The following is a 17,668-nucleotide window of genomic DNA, read 5'->3' on the forward strand; positions in this document are numbered from 1 at the left end:
AGGCTTATTCATCCGCGTTTGGCACTATAATTTTTGAACCAACCGAACATAATTACTGTTACAGCCAAAATAGTTGGAATCATATTGGCGAACATGGGGATTGCTAAGGTAATCATTGACCCAAGCTGCGGGTCATGCAGCAACATTCTACCAGCTGTGTAACCCAATATCCCTGCTCCAACATAACTAAGCAGCGGCAGACGATGTAACCAATCCGCGATTAAATTACTTCCCCAGACGACAATAGGAATACTGATGGCAATTCCGATGACTAGGATGGCTAGATCTCCATCAGCAAGCGCCGCTATGGCTAGTACATTATCCAGGCTCATAATGATGTCTGCAACGAGGATGGTTTGCACCGCTCGCCACATCGTACTCGCTTCTTCTGTTCGGGTGCTATCATCATGAGGAAGTAGAAGTTTAAAGGCAATACCTGCGAGGAAAATCCCACCAGCTGCCTGAATAAATGGAATTTGTAATAGAATAACCGCTACCCACGTTAGTAGGCAACGTAATACTACAGCACCCAAAGCCCCCCACCATACTGCCTGTTTACGCTGCTTAAGTGGTAAGTTTTTACTCGCCATGGCGATGACCACAGCATTATCACCACTTAACACTAAATTTATAATCAGTATTTCAGACAACAGAAGTATATGCTCCACAATCATCCCTCCCCTACAGTACTATGAGGGGATGAGCCAAGCTATGACTAGTTCACAAAAAATCACTTGGACAATGACTCCTTTTTGTTATTAAATACGTATATAGCCTATAGAGGAAGTGACATGAGTGGAATTATTCAGTGCTACATTTTTTATCTCATTGATCAATATTATTTTTATTGATCTCATTTTGGCCGGGGACAATGCAATTGTGATTGGTATGGCAGCTAAGAAGCTACCTCAGACCGTGCAGAAGAAAGCGATTCTTTATGGGACGGCCGGTGCCGTAATACTACGAATTTTAGCAACTTTAGTCGTAGTCTGGTTACTTGAAATCCCTTGGTTACTTGCAATTGGAGGTGCCATGCTGGTGTTTATCGCCTACAAGGTATTAGCCGATGAAGGGGATCACGATTCAATTGAAGCCAAAAGTTCGCTTTGGCCTGCAGTACGGACTATAGTTATCGCCGATGCGGCTATGGGTCTTGATAATGTCATAGCTGTCGCAGGTGCGTCTCAACAGCATATGGTGCTCGTTGTCATTGGATTACTGATCAGCGTTCCAATTGTGATCTGGGGAAGTACGTTATTTATTAAGTTATTAGATTCATTTCCCTGGATCTCTTATGTCGGAGCTGCAGTTTTAGCCTATACAGCCGCCCATATGATTACCACGGAACCGCATTTCCTACCTTTCTTTGAGGACAAGCCTATACTGCGCTACCTATTTATTCTAATTGTAATGGCTGCAGTACTCGGTCTGGGTTTCCGTAAGAAAAAACTTCAACGGGAAAAAACGAAGAACCAACAATCCCAAATAGCAACTCACTAGTATCTCATACGACTAGGAAATAAGAAGCCGGAAATCTCCCTTAGGGTTGAATTCCGGCTTCTTGTTTTAGAACCATTTATCTTGCACGACCGGCTCTTCACCAGTACTTCTATCAATGTCCTGATCAGGTCTTATACATAGGGTCTCAGTTCCTTGAACCGCCTTTTCAATTTCCTCTGTCAATTGAGTTAACGACGCTTCAGCACTCTCAATGATCCTTAAATTAGGGTTTGTCGCAGGTGATTTAGGAACAAACAACGTGCAACAGTCTTCATAAGGGAGAATTGACAACTCATAAGTTCCGATTTGCCTTGCCATTGAAATAATCTCCTCTTTGTCACTCATGACGAGTGGCCGCAAAAGAGGTAAATCCGTTGCCCTACCTATCACGTTCATACTTGACAGGGTTTGGCTTGCCACTTGTCCTAAGCTATCCCCTGTTACCAAGGCTAAAGCTCCATTATTCTCCGCTAATCGAGTAGCGATGCGCAGCATGGCCCGTCTCATCAACGTGATCATCAGATTATCATGACCACTCTGGGACAAGATGGTTTGAATCTCTGTAAAAGGAACCAAATGAACCTTGATCTGTCCAACATAACTGGATAATACTCGAGCTAAATTTAAAACTTTCTCTTCCGCCTTTTTGCTTGTAAATGGATAGCTATGAAAATGAACGCATTCTATTTCCAACCCTCGACGCATGGCTGACCAACCCGCCACTGGGCTATCAATTCCTCCTGATAGAAGCAACATAGCCTTCCCATTGCTCCCCAGTGGATAACCTCCGGCTGCTTGGATAACTTCAGTATATAGATAAGTTTCCTGCTCTCGAATTTCTACCCGCAAATTTACTGCAGGATGATGAACATCTACCTTTAATCCTGGAACTGCCATCAGAATGGGTGTACTAACCAGTTTATTCATTTCAAGTGAAGGATGAGGAAATCCCTTCCAAGCTCTTTTAGCACTCACTTTAAATGTTTTCTCTCCTGCCCAGGATATGCCTTTCATGAAAGAAGTAGCTCCAGATAGGATATCTTCCAAATTCGAAGAAACTGTATTCATTGGAGAGATGGATGTTACACCAAATACATTTTTGAGAGCATCAATGATTTCATGGGCAGGCTCCCCATTTAACACGACATAAATTCGGCCATAATCCTTTCTGGCTTCAGTTCGAGGATAAGCACGTAACAACAACTTGACGTGGGACAAAGCCGCCTTCTCAAATCTTGATCGATTCTTGCCTTTGATCGTAATTTCTCCGAACCTAAGCAGCAGCAAATCGTATTCCGGCATTATGATGTTTCTCCTTTTAATTGATGTAATTGCTTAAGTACTTTGCCAAGCGACTTTAACAATTTATTAATATGTTCCTCTGTATGCTCTTCTCCTAAACTAATGCGCAGACCTGTAGATGCTGTCTCCGTATCCTTCCCTATGGCAAGTAAAACTCGACTTGGCTTACGCTGTTTGGAGGAACAAGCTGATTGTGTAGACACGAACATTCCTTCCTCTTCCAGCATGTGCAATATCACTTCAGCCTTCATACCGGGACAAGAGAAATGTACAATATGTGGGGCCCCTGCTCTATCTGAGTTCAGCACCAGTTCAGGTAACTCAGTAATCCCCTGAATTAGCATTTCCTTCAAACCTGATAATTTCCGGGCTCTAGTTTCCCAATTTTCATTCGTTAGTCTAATGGCTTTGGCCATACCCACGATATACGGAATATTCTCCGTACCTGCTCGTAATCCGCCTTCTTGGCCTCCTCCGGACAGAAGAGGAGATAAGACTAGACCCTCACGCACATACAATAGTCCAACCCCTTTAGGGCCTCTCCATTTATGTGCTGAAAGGCTATATAGATCAATACCACTTTCCACAATAGATAGCGAGACTTTGCCAAAACCTTGCACCCCGTCGACGTGGAATAACACACGGGCGTGATCCTTCTTCAGCATTTTCCCAATCTCAGTGATCGGTTGAACAGAACCAATCTCATTATTGACATGCATCACGGAAACCAAGACTGTATCTTCACGTATTGCGGCAGCCACTTGTTCTGCATTAACCAATCCAGTCGAATTCACGGGCAGATAAGTAACTTCCCATCCTAAGGTTTCTAACTGCTTACAACATTCATAAACAGAGGAGTGCTCAGTGTTGGTAGTTATGATATGCTTACCGCGGCTAATATACTGTAATGCAGAACCTTTGAGAGCCAGATTATTACTCTCGGTTGCTCCAGAAGTGAATATGATTTCACTGGGCTTAACCTTTAAAGCTTCAGCGCAAACCTCGCGTGCTTTTCTTAATAATTTACCACTTTCTTCTCCTAAACGATGCAGCGATGACGGATTCCCAAAGTGTGCAGCCATTACCTCTGCAATCGTTCGAGTCACATCCTCATAAGGAGGAGTGGTTGCAGCGTGGTCAAAATAGATCACAAATCTCACCTCTAAACTAATATTTCAAAAAAAGACCAAAAGAAAAAACGCGAAAATCCGGATCCCGGAGCGTTTTCCCATTTTGATCTCTGTATACTTACTCAGCGATAATCGCCGTATCTACTTAGAATATATTAATCCCCATATTTTGTACGGGCTAATTCAATCTTGCGGATATAATTTTGCGTCTCTTGAGGAAGCAGATCCAACTTTTCCATTAATTGCTGATCATTCGTAATCCCAAGTCTTTGCACACGCCCAGGTCCTGCGTTATAGGCCGCTAATGCTGTCTTCTCATTCCCGTTAAAACGTTGAAGCTGATAGGATAAATAACGTGTTCCCCCATCGATGTTTTGAGCGGGATCAAATGAATCACTCACTCCGAGTCCTCTAGCCGTACCATCCATCAGTTGCATCAACCCTTTTGCTCCCGCGGAAGAAACAGTTGATGCGTTAAATGAAGACTCTGTCTCGATGACTGCTTTAATTAGACTCTCTGGCACACCGTATGTCTGACTCGCACGGGATACCAACTCATCGATATCCTTACTGGCTCCTGTTGGGATTGAAGCTGATGTATTCATATCCAACATATTAATGTTACCACTTAATTCGGTTTCTCCAAAGGACTGCAACATTTGCCACATTTCCTCAGTCATCATTTCTGATGTAAGACCGCCTTGAAGCTCATTCCTAAGTGTACTTTCCGCATCTTGTCCCTCGGAAATCATCAATTCTTTCAACAATATGTCAAATAGTGATTCTCCTTTATCGCTGGAAGTAGTTCCAACTGAGGTACCCTGTAGGTCAATGCTATTTGCCATTTGTGATTTAATCAGTTGCCCCATAGTACGAGGATCTATTTGCATATGTTAGATGCTCCTTTTCTTTTCCAAAAGGGAAGGTTGTCTATAGTTTACACTCCAACGACGACAATAACCACTCATTTTTCGCAAAAATCGTCATCCTTCAAAAAAAAAGGACCTTCGTCCTAAGGGACGAAGGCCTACAGAAATATAAAATTTATAAATTACACAAACTGACTATAGCCAAAATTAACGAGTCATTGGAATAAGAATGAAATAACTCAGAGTCGCCAGTATGCCTAGACCAATGGACCAAGCTCCAGAAGTTTTCCGACCTTGGCTATAAGCATAAAAACCCATGATTGCCGCTATTGGTCCTAAGATTATAGACCACATAAAGAGGGACAGAATACCCAATCCAACACCGACGTATCCTACAGTACTTCCCATCGTACTATCCGAGATATCGCTGCTTTCCATCGCCGTAATTTCACCTTCTCGCTCATGGTTCTCATGGCGTTCTTCGCGCTTAGTGTCCCTGCCAAAGATCTCTCTTGGAGCAACCTCAGCTGAGTATTCCTCCTGGTGAGTAATGCGTGGATAATCCTTACGCTGTTTACCCCCATTTCCGTTCCCGCTCTTATACGCCGGAGAAAATTTCTTAGTGTCGTCCCTACCCTTGGAATGATTATGATTATGGTTAGACATCCAAAGCACCTCCGTAGTTTAATTTCGTGTGTACTTAGACAGTACACTTCGATAATTACGATGATTTCGGCCTAAATGTGTGACAACATGTAGCAGATGATGTGCTTGCCTTGTCTTGATGATCGCTATCGAAGGATTCCCCCGCAAACTCCGCACCATAGTGCTTCGTTGCATGTTGATCGATGTCGATCATGATTGCCTCTGCTTGACAGAAATTGTTCTCTCCCCAGAAGGTACAATTTGATACGCTGCATTTGACAATAGGCTTGTCGCCATTTGGCATTTTGATCACCTCAAGCTTCATTTTCCCCGATCAAACAATTTGCTATGCGGAATGAGTGTTGTTAAATCGATGCAAAAAATAAAAAAATGCCTTTACGGCATCTCTGAAACATATCACAAAAGTAATAAATCCAAGCATTGCTTAGCTATTTATATTCCTTTCCTAAACGCATAAAAAGTTGATCTAATTCGAAGGATAAACTTAACTAAGTTAGTGATTATTGAAGGAGGCAACGCTTGTGAATTGGCGAAAATGGGTAGCTTTAGGAGTAGCGGGAATCGTAGCCGTGGTGGCGATTTCGCTCTTCCCCTCAACAGAAACCACACCACGTCATAATGCTGGACAACCATCAGCACCAACACCAGCTCAAGAAAAAAATTTAAAGCATAGTATGCTTAAGCAAGATATGGTTGCAACAGAGCGTATGTCACGATTAGATGCCAAGGGACATCTGAAGTCACTCTCCGTCGAATTAGGTAAATTAACAACAGAAAAACAAAAGAACTACATTACCAATCTACAAAAGGATCATAAGCATTTCCAATCCATCTCATGGCTTGATCTATCCAGCGGCAAAGAACAAAAACTGGATCGACCACAATTTAAACCTAGTGCTGAAGAGAAGAAAGAACTTCATACTTATTTGAGTTTTGCCCGCAAAGCACTATCCCAATCTAAGTCATATGAATCTCCGGCATTCCCTGAAAATGATCCTAAATATTTCGTAGCCGCGCAACCGATTTCCAATCACAAGCAAGGTGTAATTGCCGTAATGGATGCGGGTATTTTAAATCGGGTAAAGGATCATCAGAATAAAAATTTACGACTTATCCCCTATCCAAAAGAGGGGAAATATAAGGTGGAATCGATAAACGCAGATACGCATCGAGACATGACCGTTAAAACAGGCCATGACAATGAAAATGCGAGCCATTATTACGAAAATGAGATTGTCGTGACCTTCGAGCGAGAACCCTCTGCGTTCGAAATGAAACAAATACAGTCCGAACTTAAGTGCAAACCTGCACGCAAAATCGCAAGTACCTATATTTTCCACTCTGATGACAAGAATATGGAGCAAATGAAACAATATTTCATCAGCAAGTGGAAACCAAAATATGTAGAACCTCACTATCTATATATGACTAATGAAACAGATGGCCTGGATATTGGGACGACGTCGACGGAAATTCCTAATGATTTATTATTCGCGGAATACCAATGGAATTTACCCATTATCGAAACAAACCGCGGTTGGAATGTGACTAAAGGTAGTAATGATGTGATCGTCGCCGTAGTCGATACTGGTGTTGACCTTAATCACCCGGATCTTCAGGGTAGGCTACTAAAAGGATACAACGCTATCGATGAGAGTGCAAAACCGATGGATGATGCGGGGCATGGCACGCATGTTGCGGGTATCATCGCAGCCAATGTGAATAATCACGAAGGCATTGCAGGTATGATGTGGGGAGGAAAGATTCTACCTGTTAAAGCTCTGGATGATTCAGGTTCGGGTACCAGTTATTCTGTCGCACAGGGGATCATTTGGGCAGCGGACCATGGGGCCAAGGTCATAAATATGAGCCTAGGAAATTATGCCGATGCGAACTTTTTACATGAGGCTGTCAAATATGCCTTTGACCGGGATATCGTGCTTATTGCCGCTACCGGCAATGATAATACGGAACGTCCAGGTTATCCTGCAGCCTATCCTGAAGTATTATCTGTTTCGGCAACTGATTCAAATCTAGGGAAAGCGTCCTTCTCCAATTACGGTGACTATGTAGATGTGGTGGCACCAGGAGAAAGTATTGCTAGTACTTATCCGGACAATCAGTACGCTGCACTCTCAGGGACCTCAATGGCAAGTCCTCATGTAGCAGCACTTGCGGCATTGATTCGCTCTATAAACCCAGACCTCAAAAACACGGAAGTCATGGACATCATTCGTAAGAATGTGATTGATCTAGGGGATGTTGGGCGAGACAAATATTTCGGATATGGACAGATCGATGTTTATGCAACACTTCAAGCCGCTGGAGGTGCCGGTTCCCCTTTACAGTTCTGGCCACAGTACTTTCAGCAAAAAATAAATCGGACTTTAGAAGGGAAATGAACCTATAAGTTGACACTCTTCACTGTGATTAGACTAGCTACGATCACGAAAATTTATAATCGTAACATGAGCCCCGCTACCGATTTCACTTAAAGGGAAATTCTCCTGTTTAGTTGATAAGAGACCCCAGTAATTCTCTTATAACTGGAAATACTCTAGTTAAGTTAACCGTTTTCCACCACTATGGCTACAAAACGCCAAATCAGATGGAGAAATTCCAGATAAATTTCCGACTGGTGGTAAATAGTGATATTAACTGGATAAGTTCCTGTTATTCACACACCAATACATTCACGCCACACCAAACACTGGTAGAATGGTTACAATTTAATAAAGACAACTATTCAATCTATTCTAAAATGAAACAAAAGCCTCCACATCGAGATGAACTGCTTACGCAGAATTCATTCCAATGTGGAGGCTTTATTGTTTAGTCTATGTAGCCGAGGCAAAAGCCTCTTAAATGTGTTGCAGTGATGAAAGTTTGCCGTAAGCCGGGTTCTGTACTCTTCGCGGTTTGAACGGGAACTACCCTCCCGCCATGAGTGACAATCATCTATCTAGGCCGTACATTACTGGACGGCTCCAGCGACCAACCCAGACGCGCCTCGGGCAAAGGTTGTCTCTTCCATAAGAAGAAACTGCGTCCCATTAGGTCTTGCTCCAAGTGGGGTTTACCAGGAACGAAGTCACCAGCGTTCCTCGGGGTCTCTTACACCTCGGTTCCATCCTTACCTGTGCTCCCTTGCGGAAGCCATCGGCGGTCCATTTCTGTGGCACTATCCTTCAGCTCGCGCCGACTGGACATTATCCAGCACCCTGCCCTACGGAGCCCGGACTTTCCTCCCGTGGCATAAGCCACCGGCGATTGTCTGTCAAACTTTCGGGCAACAATTGTTAGTATACAGGCATTGCTATGGAATCACAAGCATGAATTTGCGGTAGTATTAGCGTTTTATGTCAATATCTACACATTTACAGAAATGCAAATGGCTCGGTATCAATTGAGGAGGCATGTACCTTCGTCTCGTATTTATCACCCTGCAGTTTGTCCGTCAGCCAAGCGGCCACTCTTGGCTTCATCATTTTCTCCGCATTGTGACCGGGATCAATGATCGTTATGCCAGCCATCAAAGCATCTTGTGCCGTATGATAATCAACGTCGCCAGTTACGAGTACATCGGCACCGCGAAATAACGCGTGTTTCCAATACCGTCCACCGGAACCGCCTACAACAGCAGCTTTCTTGATCTGCCGATTCAAATCACCAACAACACGGACTGCAGGAACATCAAATTTCTCTTTAACCCGCTGTACGAATGCGTCTAGACTAACTGGTTCCTGGAGTTTACCAACTCGTCCGAGTCCCAGTGTACGCCCCTTCAGATCCATTCCATATAGATCGTATGCAACCTCCTCGTAAGGGTGGCTTTTCAGCATAGCTTGAATGACCTTATTACGAGAACTTTGGGGTACGATAGTTTCAATACGAATTTCTTCGACCTTTTCTAGCTTCCCCTCTTTACCGATAAAAGGTTGCGTTCCTTCCTGCGGCAAAAAAGTACCGTAGCCTTCGATATTGAAACTGCAATGACTATAATTCCCAATCCAGCCTGCACCAGCATTTAGAATCGCATCTAACACGCGCTGATGATGATCTTTGGGCACAAAGACGACTAGCTTATACAGATTGTCTGTATGAATATCCTCTAAGGGAATAACGTTCTGAATCCCCAGCACTTCAGCCATCCAGTCGTTCATTCCACCTTCGGTAACATCAAGATTCGTATGACTGATATATACTGCGATATCGTTCTTGATTAATTTCTCATATACTTTGCCCATTGGAGTATCGCTTTGTAAATTACTCAGTGGGCGATAAATAATGGCATGATGTGCCACAATCAGATTGGCCCCAAGAGAAATAGCCTCTTCTACGACATCTTCATTTACGTCAAGAGCAACCAGTACTCCGGTGATCTCCTTCTGCAAACTTCCAAGCTGCAATCCGATCTTATCACCTTCCATAGCTACATGCTTTGGAGCAAGCTGCTCCATATATTGAATTACTGTTTGTCCTTTTGCAAACATGTCAGAACCTCCTCCAACTGTGCATATATCCTACCCACTTCTTCTTCCTTCTCCCTCGAAGACTCCAAAGAGGATGTAGCTATTGATTTACGGATTCTATCCAATTTACGCAGTTCAGACTCCCATTTACGAAAGAAAACATCATTCGGTACCGCGGTCAATCGTGGCCCCAGCTCCAACAATAACTCTCTAGAAAGCTTAATATCTCCACCAGGCAATGTACGCTCACGATACAACTCCTCGTTTAATTGCTCTGCGTCGGGATGAGCATCTGCTGTGAGGATCTCATATATTTTACCATCTTCTTCTAAGATAACTTCTTCGGAAAGAAACCAGCCGCGCTCCAGTAAATAACGGCGAACTAATTCTTCGGCCACATTAGGTTGGAGCACCAAACGTTTCACACCAACCAGTTTGTCCTCTCCCGTTGTTAGAATCGACACGATCAAAGCCCCACCCATACCAGCTATTGTGATCGTATCGACCTCTCCAGCTGTAATAACTTCCAATCCATTTCCTTTGCGAACAGAAATTCTGTGTCCCTCACCAGCCTCAGCAACTTGCCTTCTAGCTGCATCAAATGGACCATCGGATACCTCACCAGCCACAGCGAAGGAGACACGACCACTTCGTACAGCTGAAACTGGCAATAATGCGTGATCGGAACCGATATCAGCTAATCGACATCCCTCCGGCAATCGATCTGCAATTTGTTGTAATCTTGATGATATTTTCACGAAGAGCTTACACCCCCATATTTTAGTTGTTGACAATCATTTGCAATGATCAACGAAAAAAGTTAAAATATAAACCAGTAAAGAAAAAAATAGGAAATGGACCCAAAAGAAAGAAATTAGATTATATTCATTCTATGCTAACAAAAGGATTGACCGTCTGCCAAAAAAAAGACCTTGCTGCATGGATGCAGAAGGTCGATTTCTACGCTTATTCGAGAAAATCCTTCAGCCGTTTACTACGACTCGGATGACGCAGCTTGCGGAGTGCCTTGGCTTCGATTTGACGAATTCTTTCCCGCGTAACGCCGAACACCTTACCTACCTCTTCAAGTGTTCTTGTTCGGCCATCATCAAGTCCAAAACGCAGGCGAAGTACATTCTCCTCACGTTCCGTGAGCGTATCCAGCACGTCCTCTAGTTGCTCCTTCAAGAGCTCATAAGCAGCCGCATCAGCCGGAGCCAATGCTTCTTGATCTTCAATAAAGTCCCCTAAATGCGAATCATCTTCTTCACCAATCGGTGTTTCTAATGAAACCGGCTCTTGGGCAATCTTCATAATTTCGCGAACTTTCTCCACAGTAAGTTCCATCTCAGCCGCAATTTCCTCTGGAGTTGGTTCACGTCCGAGTTCCTGCAGAAGTTGACGAGAAACACGAATCAGCTTATTAATCGTTTCCACCATGTGTACGGGAATCCGAATGGTTCTTGCTTGGTCGGCAATCGCACGCGTAATTGCCTGGCGAATCCACCAAGTGGCGTAAGTACTAAATTTGAATCCTTTATTGTGATCAAATTTCTCAACCGCTTTGATCAGGCCCATATTACCTTCCTGGATCAAGTCAAGAAACAGCATGCCGCGTCCTACATACCTTTTGGCAATGCTGACTACGAGCCGAAGGTTTGCTTCAGCGAGGCGACGTTTGGCTTCCTCGTCCCCGTTCTGAATCCGTACAGCAAGTTGAACTTCATCATCCCCAGATAGAAGTGGAACTCGGCCAATTTCTTTAAGGTACATTCGTACCGGATCATTAATCTTAATACCTGGAGGAAGCGTCAAATCATCTTCAAAGTTAAACTCATCGCGATTACTACGACCACTACCCTCTTCTTCACTACCATGCACTGTAAGTTCTTCGTCACTATCATTTGAAACGTCTATCCCTAAATCACCCAAATGTTCAAAAAACTCGTCCATTTGTTCAGGGTCTTGATCAAAGTGCGAAAGTTTCTCCATGATCTCTTTATAGGTTAAGGAAGATCTTTTCTTACCTTTTTCAATCAACTGGTCTTTCACCTGATCCAGCGTCAGTTCTGTTTCTAGTTCAGTATGCTGATCATTCGCCATATTCGACTCCCTCCTCCCTAGAAAATTACTCAACATCCATCGTTTTACTGTCTCTCTAGGGCAATAATCTCACTTGCAATCTGTGCCGCCAGTAAGAAGTCTCCGGCCCGTTCAGCCGAAACCATTTCTTCCTTCTTACTTTTAATTTGATTTTGTAGTGGTACCTTTCGAATTTCACGGATACAATCGTCCAGTTCCAGAGAAGTCCATTCCCCAGGAGTATCCATCATAGCAATAGAAATTAATGTTTGTTCAAGCCGTTCATCCTGAAGCGACGAAATAAATCTGCTCGCGTCCGGCGGTTTTCCTTGCGCGTAATACGCGTATAGATAAGCAGCAATAGCTGCATGATCCTCGATGTTAAATTCGTCCCCAAGGCGCTCCCACACATATCGTGATACTTCTTCATCTTGAAGCATGAAGGAGAGCAATCTTCGTTCCGCAACATGGTAAGCAGGCAACAGAGCCGGCATGGATGTCTGCCCCTTTTTATGCCTACCATTATTCCACCTTTTGTCGTTATTATCCCCAAGTGGTTCCTTTTTTTGCATGGCCATTCGAAATTCATTACATTCCTGTTTCAAACTATCAAATGAAACTTGGAGATCAGCTGATAATTCTTTCAAGTAAATTTCGCGTTCCGTAGGTGATGGCAGTGGTGCGATTACACCCATAGCATCTTTGATGTAAGCTACCTTTCCGCCCTCTTCTAGCAGTATATGGTTTTTCTTCAGATATATAAGCCTAAATTTGACTGATGATACTGCGCCATCCAATACTTGGTGCTTAAATCGCTCGCCCCCGTACTTCTGAATAAACTCATCCGGGTCCATTCCTTCGCTAAGCAAAGCGACTTTGATCACAAAACCTACGTTTTCTAGTATAGGAATACTTTTTAATGCCGCGGCTTGTCCTGCTTGATCTCCGTCATAACAAACAATAATTTCGTCTGCGAGTCCCCGCATCATGCTGGCGTGTCCCTCCGTTAGGGCAGTCCCCATCGTAGCAACACCATTATGAACACCTGACTCCCAGGCACTAATTACATCCCCATAACCTTCAAACAATACAATTTGCCGTGATTTGCGGATCTCCGTCTTCGCTTGATGAAGATTATAGAGCGTCCGACTTTTACTAAAAAGCTTACTCTCGGGAGAGTTGAGATATTTGGGCCCACCCTCGCCAAGAATTCTTCCAGCAAAGGCAATCACTTTACCGTTCCGGTTGTGTAAAGGAAAAATAACCCTATCGCGGAATCGATCTACAAATCCTGAACCATCCTGCTTAGGTGACAAAAGCCCACCCTTCTCCATAGACTCAAGATCAAAGGATCTTTTCTCTAAGAACTGGACAAGAGTATCCCAGCGAGCTGGTGCAAAACCAATCTGAAACGTGTCAATCGCTTTGTCACTGAATCCTCTAGACTTCAAATAATCCATTGCTGGTTTGCCATGTTCCGTATTCTTCAGAAGAAAGTGATACAACTTCGAGGACCATTCATGCGCCTGCAAAAGTTGTTCCATCTCCCGGCTCTGAGGTGTGTCTCCAAATCGACGAGCTCCATCTTCATAAGGGATATGGGCTTCTTCCGCCATAATTCTGACAGCTTCGGGAAAGGATAATCCTTCGATTTCCATCTTAAATTTGATGGCATTGCCGCCCTTGCCGCAGCCATAGCAGTGGAAGATTTGCCGTTCGGGGGTCACCGTGAAAGACGGTGTCTTCTCCGAATGGAAGGGACATAGCCCTTTCATATACTTACCCTGCTTAGTTAGATGAACATGCCTGCCGACCGTATCGACGATATCATGTTGCTGTAGAACCGCCTCAATGACTTCCTCCGGAATATTCGTTCGCCCGGTACTCATTCAAAACACCTTCATCTCTATTAACACGTAAATAGTAATTCGCTAAAATTGTACATTCTCCTGCATTTCCTGCAAAAGTTTTAATAACATATCTTTGAACTGAGTTCTGTCCTCGTCAGTAAAAGGCTTCGGCCCTTTAGAATAACGCCCGCCCCGCCTCGCTTTTGCTTGAAAATGACGACGTTCGAGCAAATAATCTATATTACCTGTATGATATTGCTCGCCACGGGGAGACAAAGCTTGACAAGACTTAGCAATGACAAGAGCTGCAAGGCCATAATCTTGCGTTACTACGATGTCTCCTTTGGCGATATGATTCGCAATATACAAATCGGCACTGTCTTGACCCCTGTCCACCTGAATGACCGAAACACCTTCAGATTGTTGAAGCACATGATCATGTGAAGAAACCATCAATACATGGACCCCAAAGCGAGAAGCCAATTCAATTATTTCTGCCTTAACGGGGCAGGAGTCTCCGTCCACAACTATGGATATATTCATCATTCTCCCGCCCCTTCTTTGGCAAACAAAATTTACGCCCAGACAATTTTCCCGAAATCAGCAAAGGTTTTTAGGTCATTATCAATTGCAGCTAAAAGCGCAAGACGGTTCATGCGAATAACTTCGTCTTCTGCCATTACCATGACTGCCTCGAAGAATACTGTAATTGTTCCCTTTAAGCTACTGATTAATTCCAATGCTTCCGTCGCATTCCCCTGTTCTAAAACCTGATGATATTCAACCGTAATCGATTTCCATGCGTCGTAAAGGGCCTGCTCTGCTGGTTCGTTAAACAAATCGGAACGCACTTTTTCAACAGATGCCTTTGCTGCCAAATTACTTACCCGTCCGAAGGATTCCACGGTCGATTTGTAATCCGGTTGATCCACCGCATCCATCAAAGCCACTCCTCGTGCTACTACGGAAACTACATCGTCATAGCCAGCTGCCATTACGGCATCAACTACATCGTAACGAAGACGTTCGGACAACGTCTTTCTCACCCGAAGACCAAAGAAGTCGAACAGATCCTTCAAAATTTCAGATTCTGAACGCTTCAAACCACGGAGCTCTTGATGTGTATCTAATGCGATTTTGAAAATGTCATAAAGCTTCACTGGTAGCTTATGTTCCAGCATAATTTGAACAATACCTGCTGCCTGGCGGCGCAAACCGTAAGGGTCCTGCGAGCCTGTTGGAACGATACCGATGGAGAAGCATCCCGTTATGGTATCAATTTTATCTGCAATGCTGACGATAGAACCTACTTCAGAACTCGGTACAGTTTCACCAGCAAAGCGAGGTTGATAATGCTCAAACACACCTCTAGCTACAGCTTCAGATTCTCCAGCCTTGCGTGCATAATCTTCGCCCATCACACCTTGAAGTTCAGGGAATTCATAAACCATTTGTGTTACCAAATCAAATTTACAAATTTCCGCCGTGCGGCTAACCGCTTCGGCTGTACCTGAATCAGACCCTAGCAACTCTGCTAACTTGTCACTGTTCCGGCGAATACGACGCACTTTATCTCCGACAGATCCCAGCTCCTCATGGAACACAATGCTTTCCAATTTGGATAAGAAATCCTTGATGAGATGTTTTTGATCTTCTTCATAGAAAAATTTCGCATCGGAAAGACGAGCGCGTAGTACTTTCTCATTTCCCTTAGCAATAACATCTAGTGAAGTAGCATTTCCGTTACGAACCGTGACGAAATACGGAAGTAGCGCAGCTTGTGCGTTTAATACTGGGAAATAACGCTGATGCTCACGCATAGAAGTGATAAGTACTTCCTGTGGAATTTGTAGGAATGATTCTTCAAATGTTCCATACAATACAGTTGGCGTCTCCACTAGGAACAAGACTTCTTCAAGAAGATCTTCCTTGACAGCAATGTTCCAGCCTTTCTCCTTAGCCAAAGCGTCTATTTGCTCCGTAATCAATTGCTTACGCTCATTAATATCTGCTATAACATGACCAGCACGCAACGCTTCTACATATGCCGCTGGCTCATCGATTACAATCTCACTACCCAAGAAGCGGTGACCTCTCGTTATATTACCCGATTTCACACCGGCGATTTCGATATCGATGATCTCGCTACCGAACAAAGCCACCATCCAACGGATCGGGCGTACAAATTTAAAGTCATAACTCGCCCAGCGCATGTTTTTAGGGAAATTCATGGCATTCAGAATGCTAAGAAGTCCTTCAGACACGATTGTCGCTGTCTCCAGACCAATACTATTCTTGCTAACATAAACGTACTCTGTACCGCCTAGTTCCTTAAAAGTGAACTGTTCTGGACTAGCGCCTTGACTACGAGCGAATCCAAGCGCAGCTTTGCTCCATTGACCCTGTTCATCAAGAGCGATTTTGCGAGATGGACCTTTAACTTCTTCATGAACATCCTCTTGTTTCTCGGCTACATCGCGAACAAGCACAGCAAGACGACGCGGAGTAGCATAGCTCTCGATTGAACCATAATTAATGACCGAATCGTCTAACCACTTAGCCGTACGGTCTTGCAATTGCTCTACCGCCGCGCGAATGAATCGTGCTGGCATTTCTTCTAAACCAATTTCAAACAATAGATCCTTAGCCACGGTCAGCACCTCCCTTTTGAAGCATCGGGAATCCTAGCTTCTCTCGCTCCTCCAAATATGTTGCTGCCACTTGCCGTGACAAATTACGCACTCGAGTAATATAACCTGTCCGCTCTGTTACACTGATCGCACCTCTAGCATCAAGTAAATTGAAGGCATGGGAACATTTCAGCACATAATCGTATGCTGGGAAAACAAGATGTTGTTCCATCGCTTTACCTGCTTCTTGCTCGTACATATTAAATAAGGTAAACAACATTTTTACGTCAGATACCTCAAACGTATACTTGGAATGCTCAAATTCTGGTTGGTGAAAGATATCCCCATAAGATGTACCTTCTACCCACTCCAAATCGTACACATTCTCTTTATCTTGAATATAGGATGCGAGGCGTTCCATACCGTAAGTGATCTCTACAGCGACTGGATTCGCTTCAATCCCACCTACCTGTTGGAAATACGTAAATTGAGTTACCTCCATACCATCTAACCATACTTCCCAGCCAAGACCCCAAGCCCCGAGTCCAGGATGTTCCCAGTTGTCTTCGACAAACCGAATATCATGTTGGAGTGGATCTATACCAAGCCGTTTCAGACTTTCGAGATAAATCTCTTGAATATTGTCTGGGGACGGCTTCATAATAACCTGGAACTGGTGATGTTGGTACAAACGGTTCGGGTTCTCCCCATAACGTCCGTCTGCTGGACGGCGTGAAGGCTCTACATAAGCCACGTTCCATGGCTCTGGTCCAATTGAACGTAGAAACGTCATCGGGTTAAGTGTACCCGCACCTTTCTCAACATCATAAGGTTGTACTACAATACATTTCTGTTCCGCCCAAAACTGCTGCAGCGTCAATATCATTCCTTGAAAATTCATGAACCCATCTCCTTTTACACTCATAGTGTACAGCCGCCGTTTGAGTAAAGAGAACGCAAAAAAGCCCTCATCTCTACGCCTGCTGTCAGACGTAGGGACGAGAGCTGTGTAGTCCCGCGGTTCCACCCTACTTGATTTACGATCCTCTGATTTGATCAAGGAATCAATAAATCCGCTTTTCACGTTCGTTACATGCTCCGAGGATGCCGTTTCATGTGTCTCTCTGTCCAGGCTCCCACTATCCCCGGCTCGCTTCACAGATAAGA

15 protein-coding genes and 1 other RNA gene are annotated in these 17,668 nt (G+C 44.0%); 2 read left to right on the forward strand and 14 right to left on the reverse strand.

The genetic code is table 11. The features are described 5' to 3' along the window. Positions 1 to 8: 8 nt before the first annotated feature. Positions 9 to 668 carry a TerC family protein gene (locus NST85_RS19980; protein ID WP_127191154.1) on the reverse strand — a complete coding sequence of 220 codons (660 nt, stop codon included), beginning with the start codon at positions 666 to 668 and terminating at the stop codon, positions 9 to 11. Between the two features lie 127 nt (positions 669 to 795). Here NST85_RS19980 and NST85_RS19985 point away from each other — a divergent pair, with 127 nt between their 5' ends. Beyond that, positions 796 to 1,500, forward strand: coding sequence for a TerC family protein (locus tag NST85_RS19985; RefSeq protein WP_127191155.1), 705 nt, complete (start codon positions 796 to 798; stop codon positions 1,498 to 1,500). 66 nt (positions 1,501 to 1,566) lie between these two features. On the opposite strand, the gene thiI is transcribed toward NST85_RS19985, so the two are convergent. The 5 genes from thiI to NST85_RS20010 form a co-directional block, all read right to left on the reverse strand. After that, positions 1,567 to 2,802 (reverse strand): tRNA uracil 4-sulfurtransferase ThiI, encoded by a 1,236-nt coding sequence (thiI, locus tag NST85_RS19990; RefSeq protein ID WP_127191156.1) that lies wholly within the window; start codon positions 2,800 to 2,802, stop codon positions 1,567 to 1,569. Continuing rightward, a complete protein-coding gene (locus NST85_RS19995) occupies positions 2,802 to 3,953 on the reverse strand; it encodes a cysteine desulfurase family protein (protein ID WP_127191157.1) in 1,152 nt (383 codons plus the stop codon). The genes thiI and NST85_RS19995 overlap by 1 nt, the downstream gene beginning before the upstream one ends. 134 nt (positions 3,954 to 4,087) lie before the next feature. Continuing rightward, positions 4,088 to 4,822 carry a lytic transglycosylase domain-containing protein gene (locus tag NST85_RS20000; RefSeq protein ID WP_127191158.1) on the reverse strand — a complete coding sequence of 245 codons (735 nt, stop codon included), beginning with the start codon at positions 4,820 to 4,822 and terminating at the stop codon, positions 4,088 to 4,090. Between the two features lie 186 nt (positions 4,823 to 5,008). After that, on the reverse strand, positions 5,009 to 5,467 hold the full coding sequence (locus tag NST85_RS20005) for a hypothetical protein (RefSeq protein WP_246053991.1): 459 nt from the start codon (positions 5,465 to 5,467) through the stop codon (positions 5,009 to 5,011). A gap of 55 nt (positions 5,468 to 5,522) precedes the next feature. Then, positions 5,523 to 5,771: a DUF1540 domain-containing protein gene (locus NST85_RS20010; protein WP_246053992.1), complete on the reverse strand. Its 249-nt coding sequence runs from the start codon at positions 5,769 to 5,771 to the stop codon at positions 5,523 to 5,525. 217 nt (positions 5,772 to 5,988) lie between these two features. Here NST85_RS20010 and NST85_RS20015 point away from each other — a divergent pair, with 217 nt between their 5' ends. Then, positions 5,989 to 7,869: a S8 family peptidase gene (locus NST85_RS20015; protein ID WP_341190181.1), complete on the forward strand. Its 1,881-nt coding sequence runs from the start codon at positions 5,989 to 5,991 to the stop codon at positions 7,867 to 7,869. A gap of 475 nt (positions 7,870 to 8,344) precedes the next feature. On the opposite strand, the gene rnpB is transcribed toward NST85_RS20015, so the two are convergent. The 8 genes from rnpB to glyQ form a co-directional block, all read right to left on the reverse strand. Next, positions 8,345 to 8,753, reverse strand: an RNA gene (gene rnpB, locus NST85_RS20020) — RNase P RNA component class A. A gap of 91 nt (positions 8,754 to 8,844) precedes the next feature. After that, positions 8,845 to 9,960, reverse strand: a complete 1,116-nt coding sequence (locus NST85_RS20025) for a Nif3-like dinuclear metal center hexameric protein (RefSeq protein WP_127193315.1) — start codon at positions 9,958 to 9,960, stop codon at positions 8,845 to 8,847. Further along, positions 9,936 to 10,697, reverse strand: coding sequence for a tRNA (adenine(22)-N(1))-methyltransferase (locus tag NST85_RS20030; RefSeq protein WP_127193316.1), 762 nt, complete (start codon positions 10,695 to 10,697; stop codon positions 9,936 to 9,938). Before NST85_RS20030 ends, NST85_RS20025 begins: the two co-directional genes overlap by 25 nt. 208 nt (positions 10,698 to 10,905) lie before the next feature. Continuing rightward, positions 10,906 to 12,042 carry an RNA polymerase sigma factor RpoD gene (gene rpoD, locus NST85_RS20035; RefSeq protein WP_127193317.1) on the reverse strand — a complete coding sequence of 379 codons (1,137 nt, stop codon included), beginning with the start codon at positions 12,040 to 12,042 and terminating at the stop codon, positions 10,906 to 10,908. A 44-nt stretch (positions 12,043 to 12,086) separates the two neighbouring features. Beyond that, on the reverse strand, positions 12,087 to 13,910 hold the full coding sequence (dnaG, locus tag NST85_RS20040) for a DNA primase (RefSeq protein WP_127193318.1): 1,824 nt from the start codon (positions 13,908 to 13,910) through the stop codon (positions 12,087 to 12,089). A gap of 42 nt (positions 13,911 to 13,952) precedes the next feature. Next, the gene (locus NST85_RS20045; protein ID WP_127193486.1) at positions 13,953 to 14,414 is read right to left on the reverse strand and encodes a YaiI/YqxD family protein; all 462 of its coding nucleotides are present in this window, start codon (positions 14,412 to 14,414) and stop codon (positions 13,953 to 13,955) included. A 32-nt stretch (positions 14,415 to 14,446) separates the two neighbouring features. Beyond that, positions 14,447 to 16,522, reverse strand: coding sequence for a glycine--tRNA ligase subunit beta (glyS, locus tag NST85_RS20050; RefSeq protein WP_341190182.1), 2,076 nt, complete (start codon positions 16,520 to 16,522; stop codon positions 14,447 to 14,449). Further along, on the reverse strand, positions 16,515 to 17,402 hold the full coding sequence (gene glyQ, locus NST85_RS20055) for a glycine--tRNA ligase subunit alpha (RefSeq protein ID WP_127193487.1): 888 nt from the start codon (positions 17,400 to 17,402) through the stop codon (positions 16,515 to 16,517). The genes glyS and glyQ overlap by 8 nt, the downstream gene beginning before the upstream one ends. Positions 17,403 to 17,668: the final 266 nt, after the last annotated feature.

Origin of the sequence: Paenibacillus sp. FSL K6-2524 (genome assembly GCF_038005525.1) — a bacterium.
Lineage (GTDB): Bacteria > Bacillota > Bacilli > Paenibacillales > Paenibacillaceae > Fontibacillus > Fontibacillus anaericanus.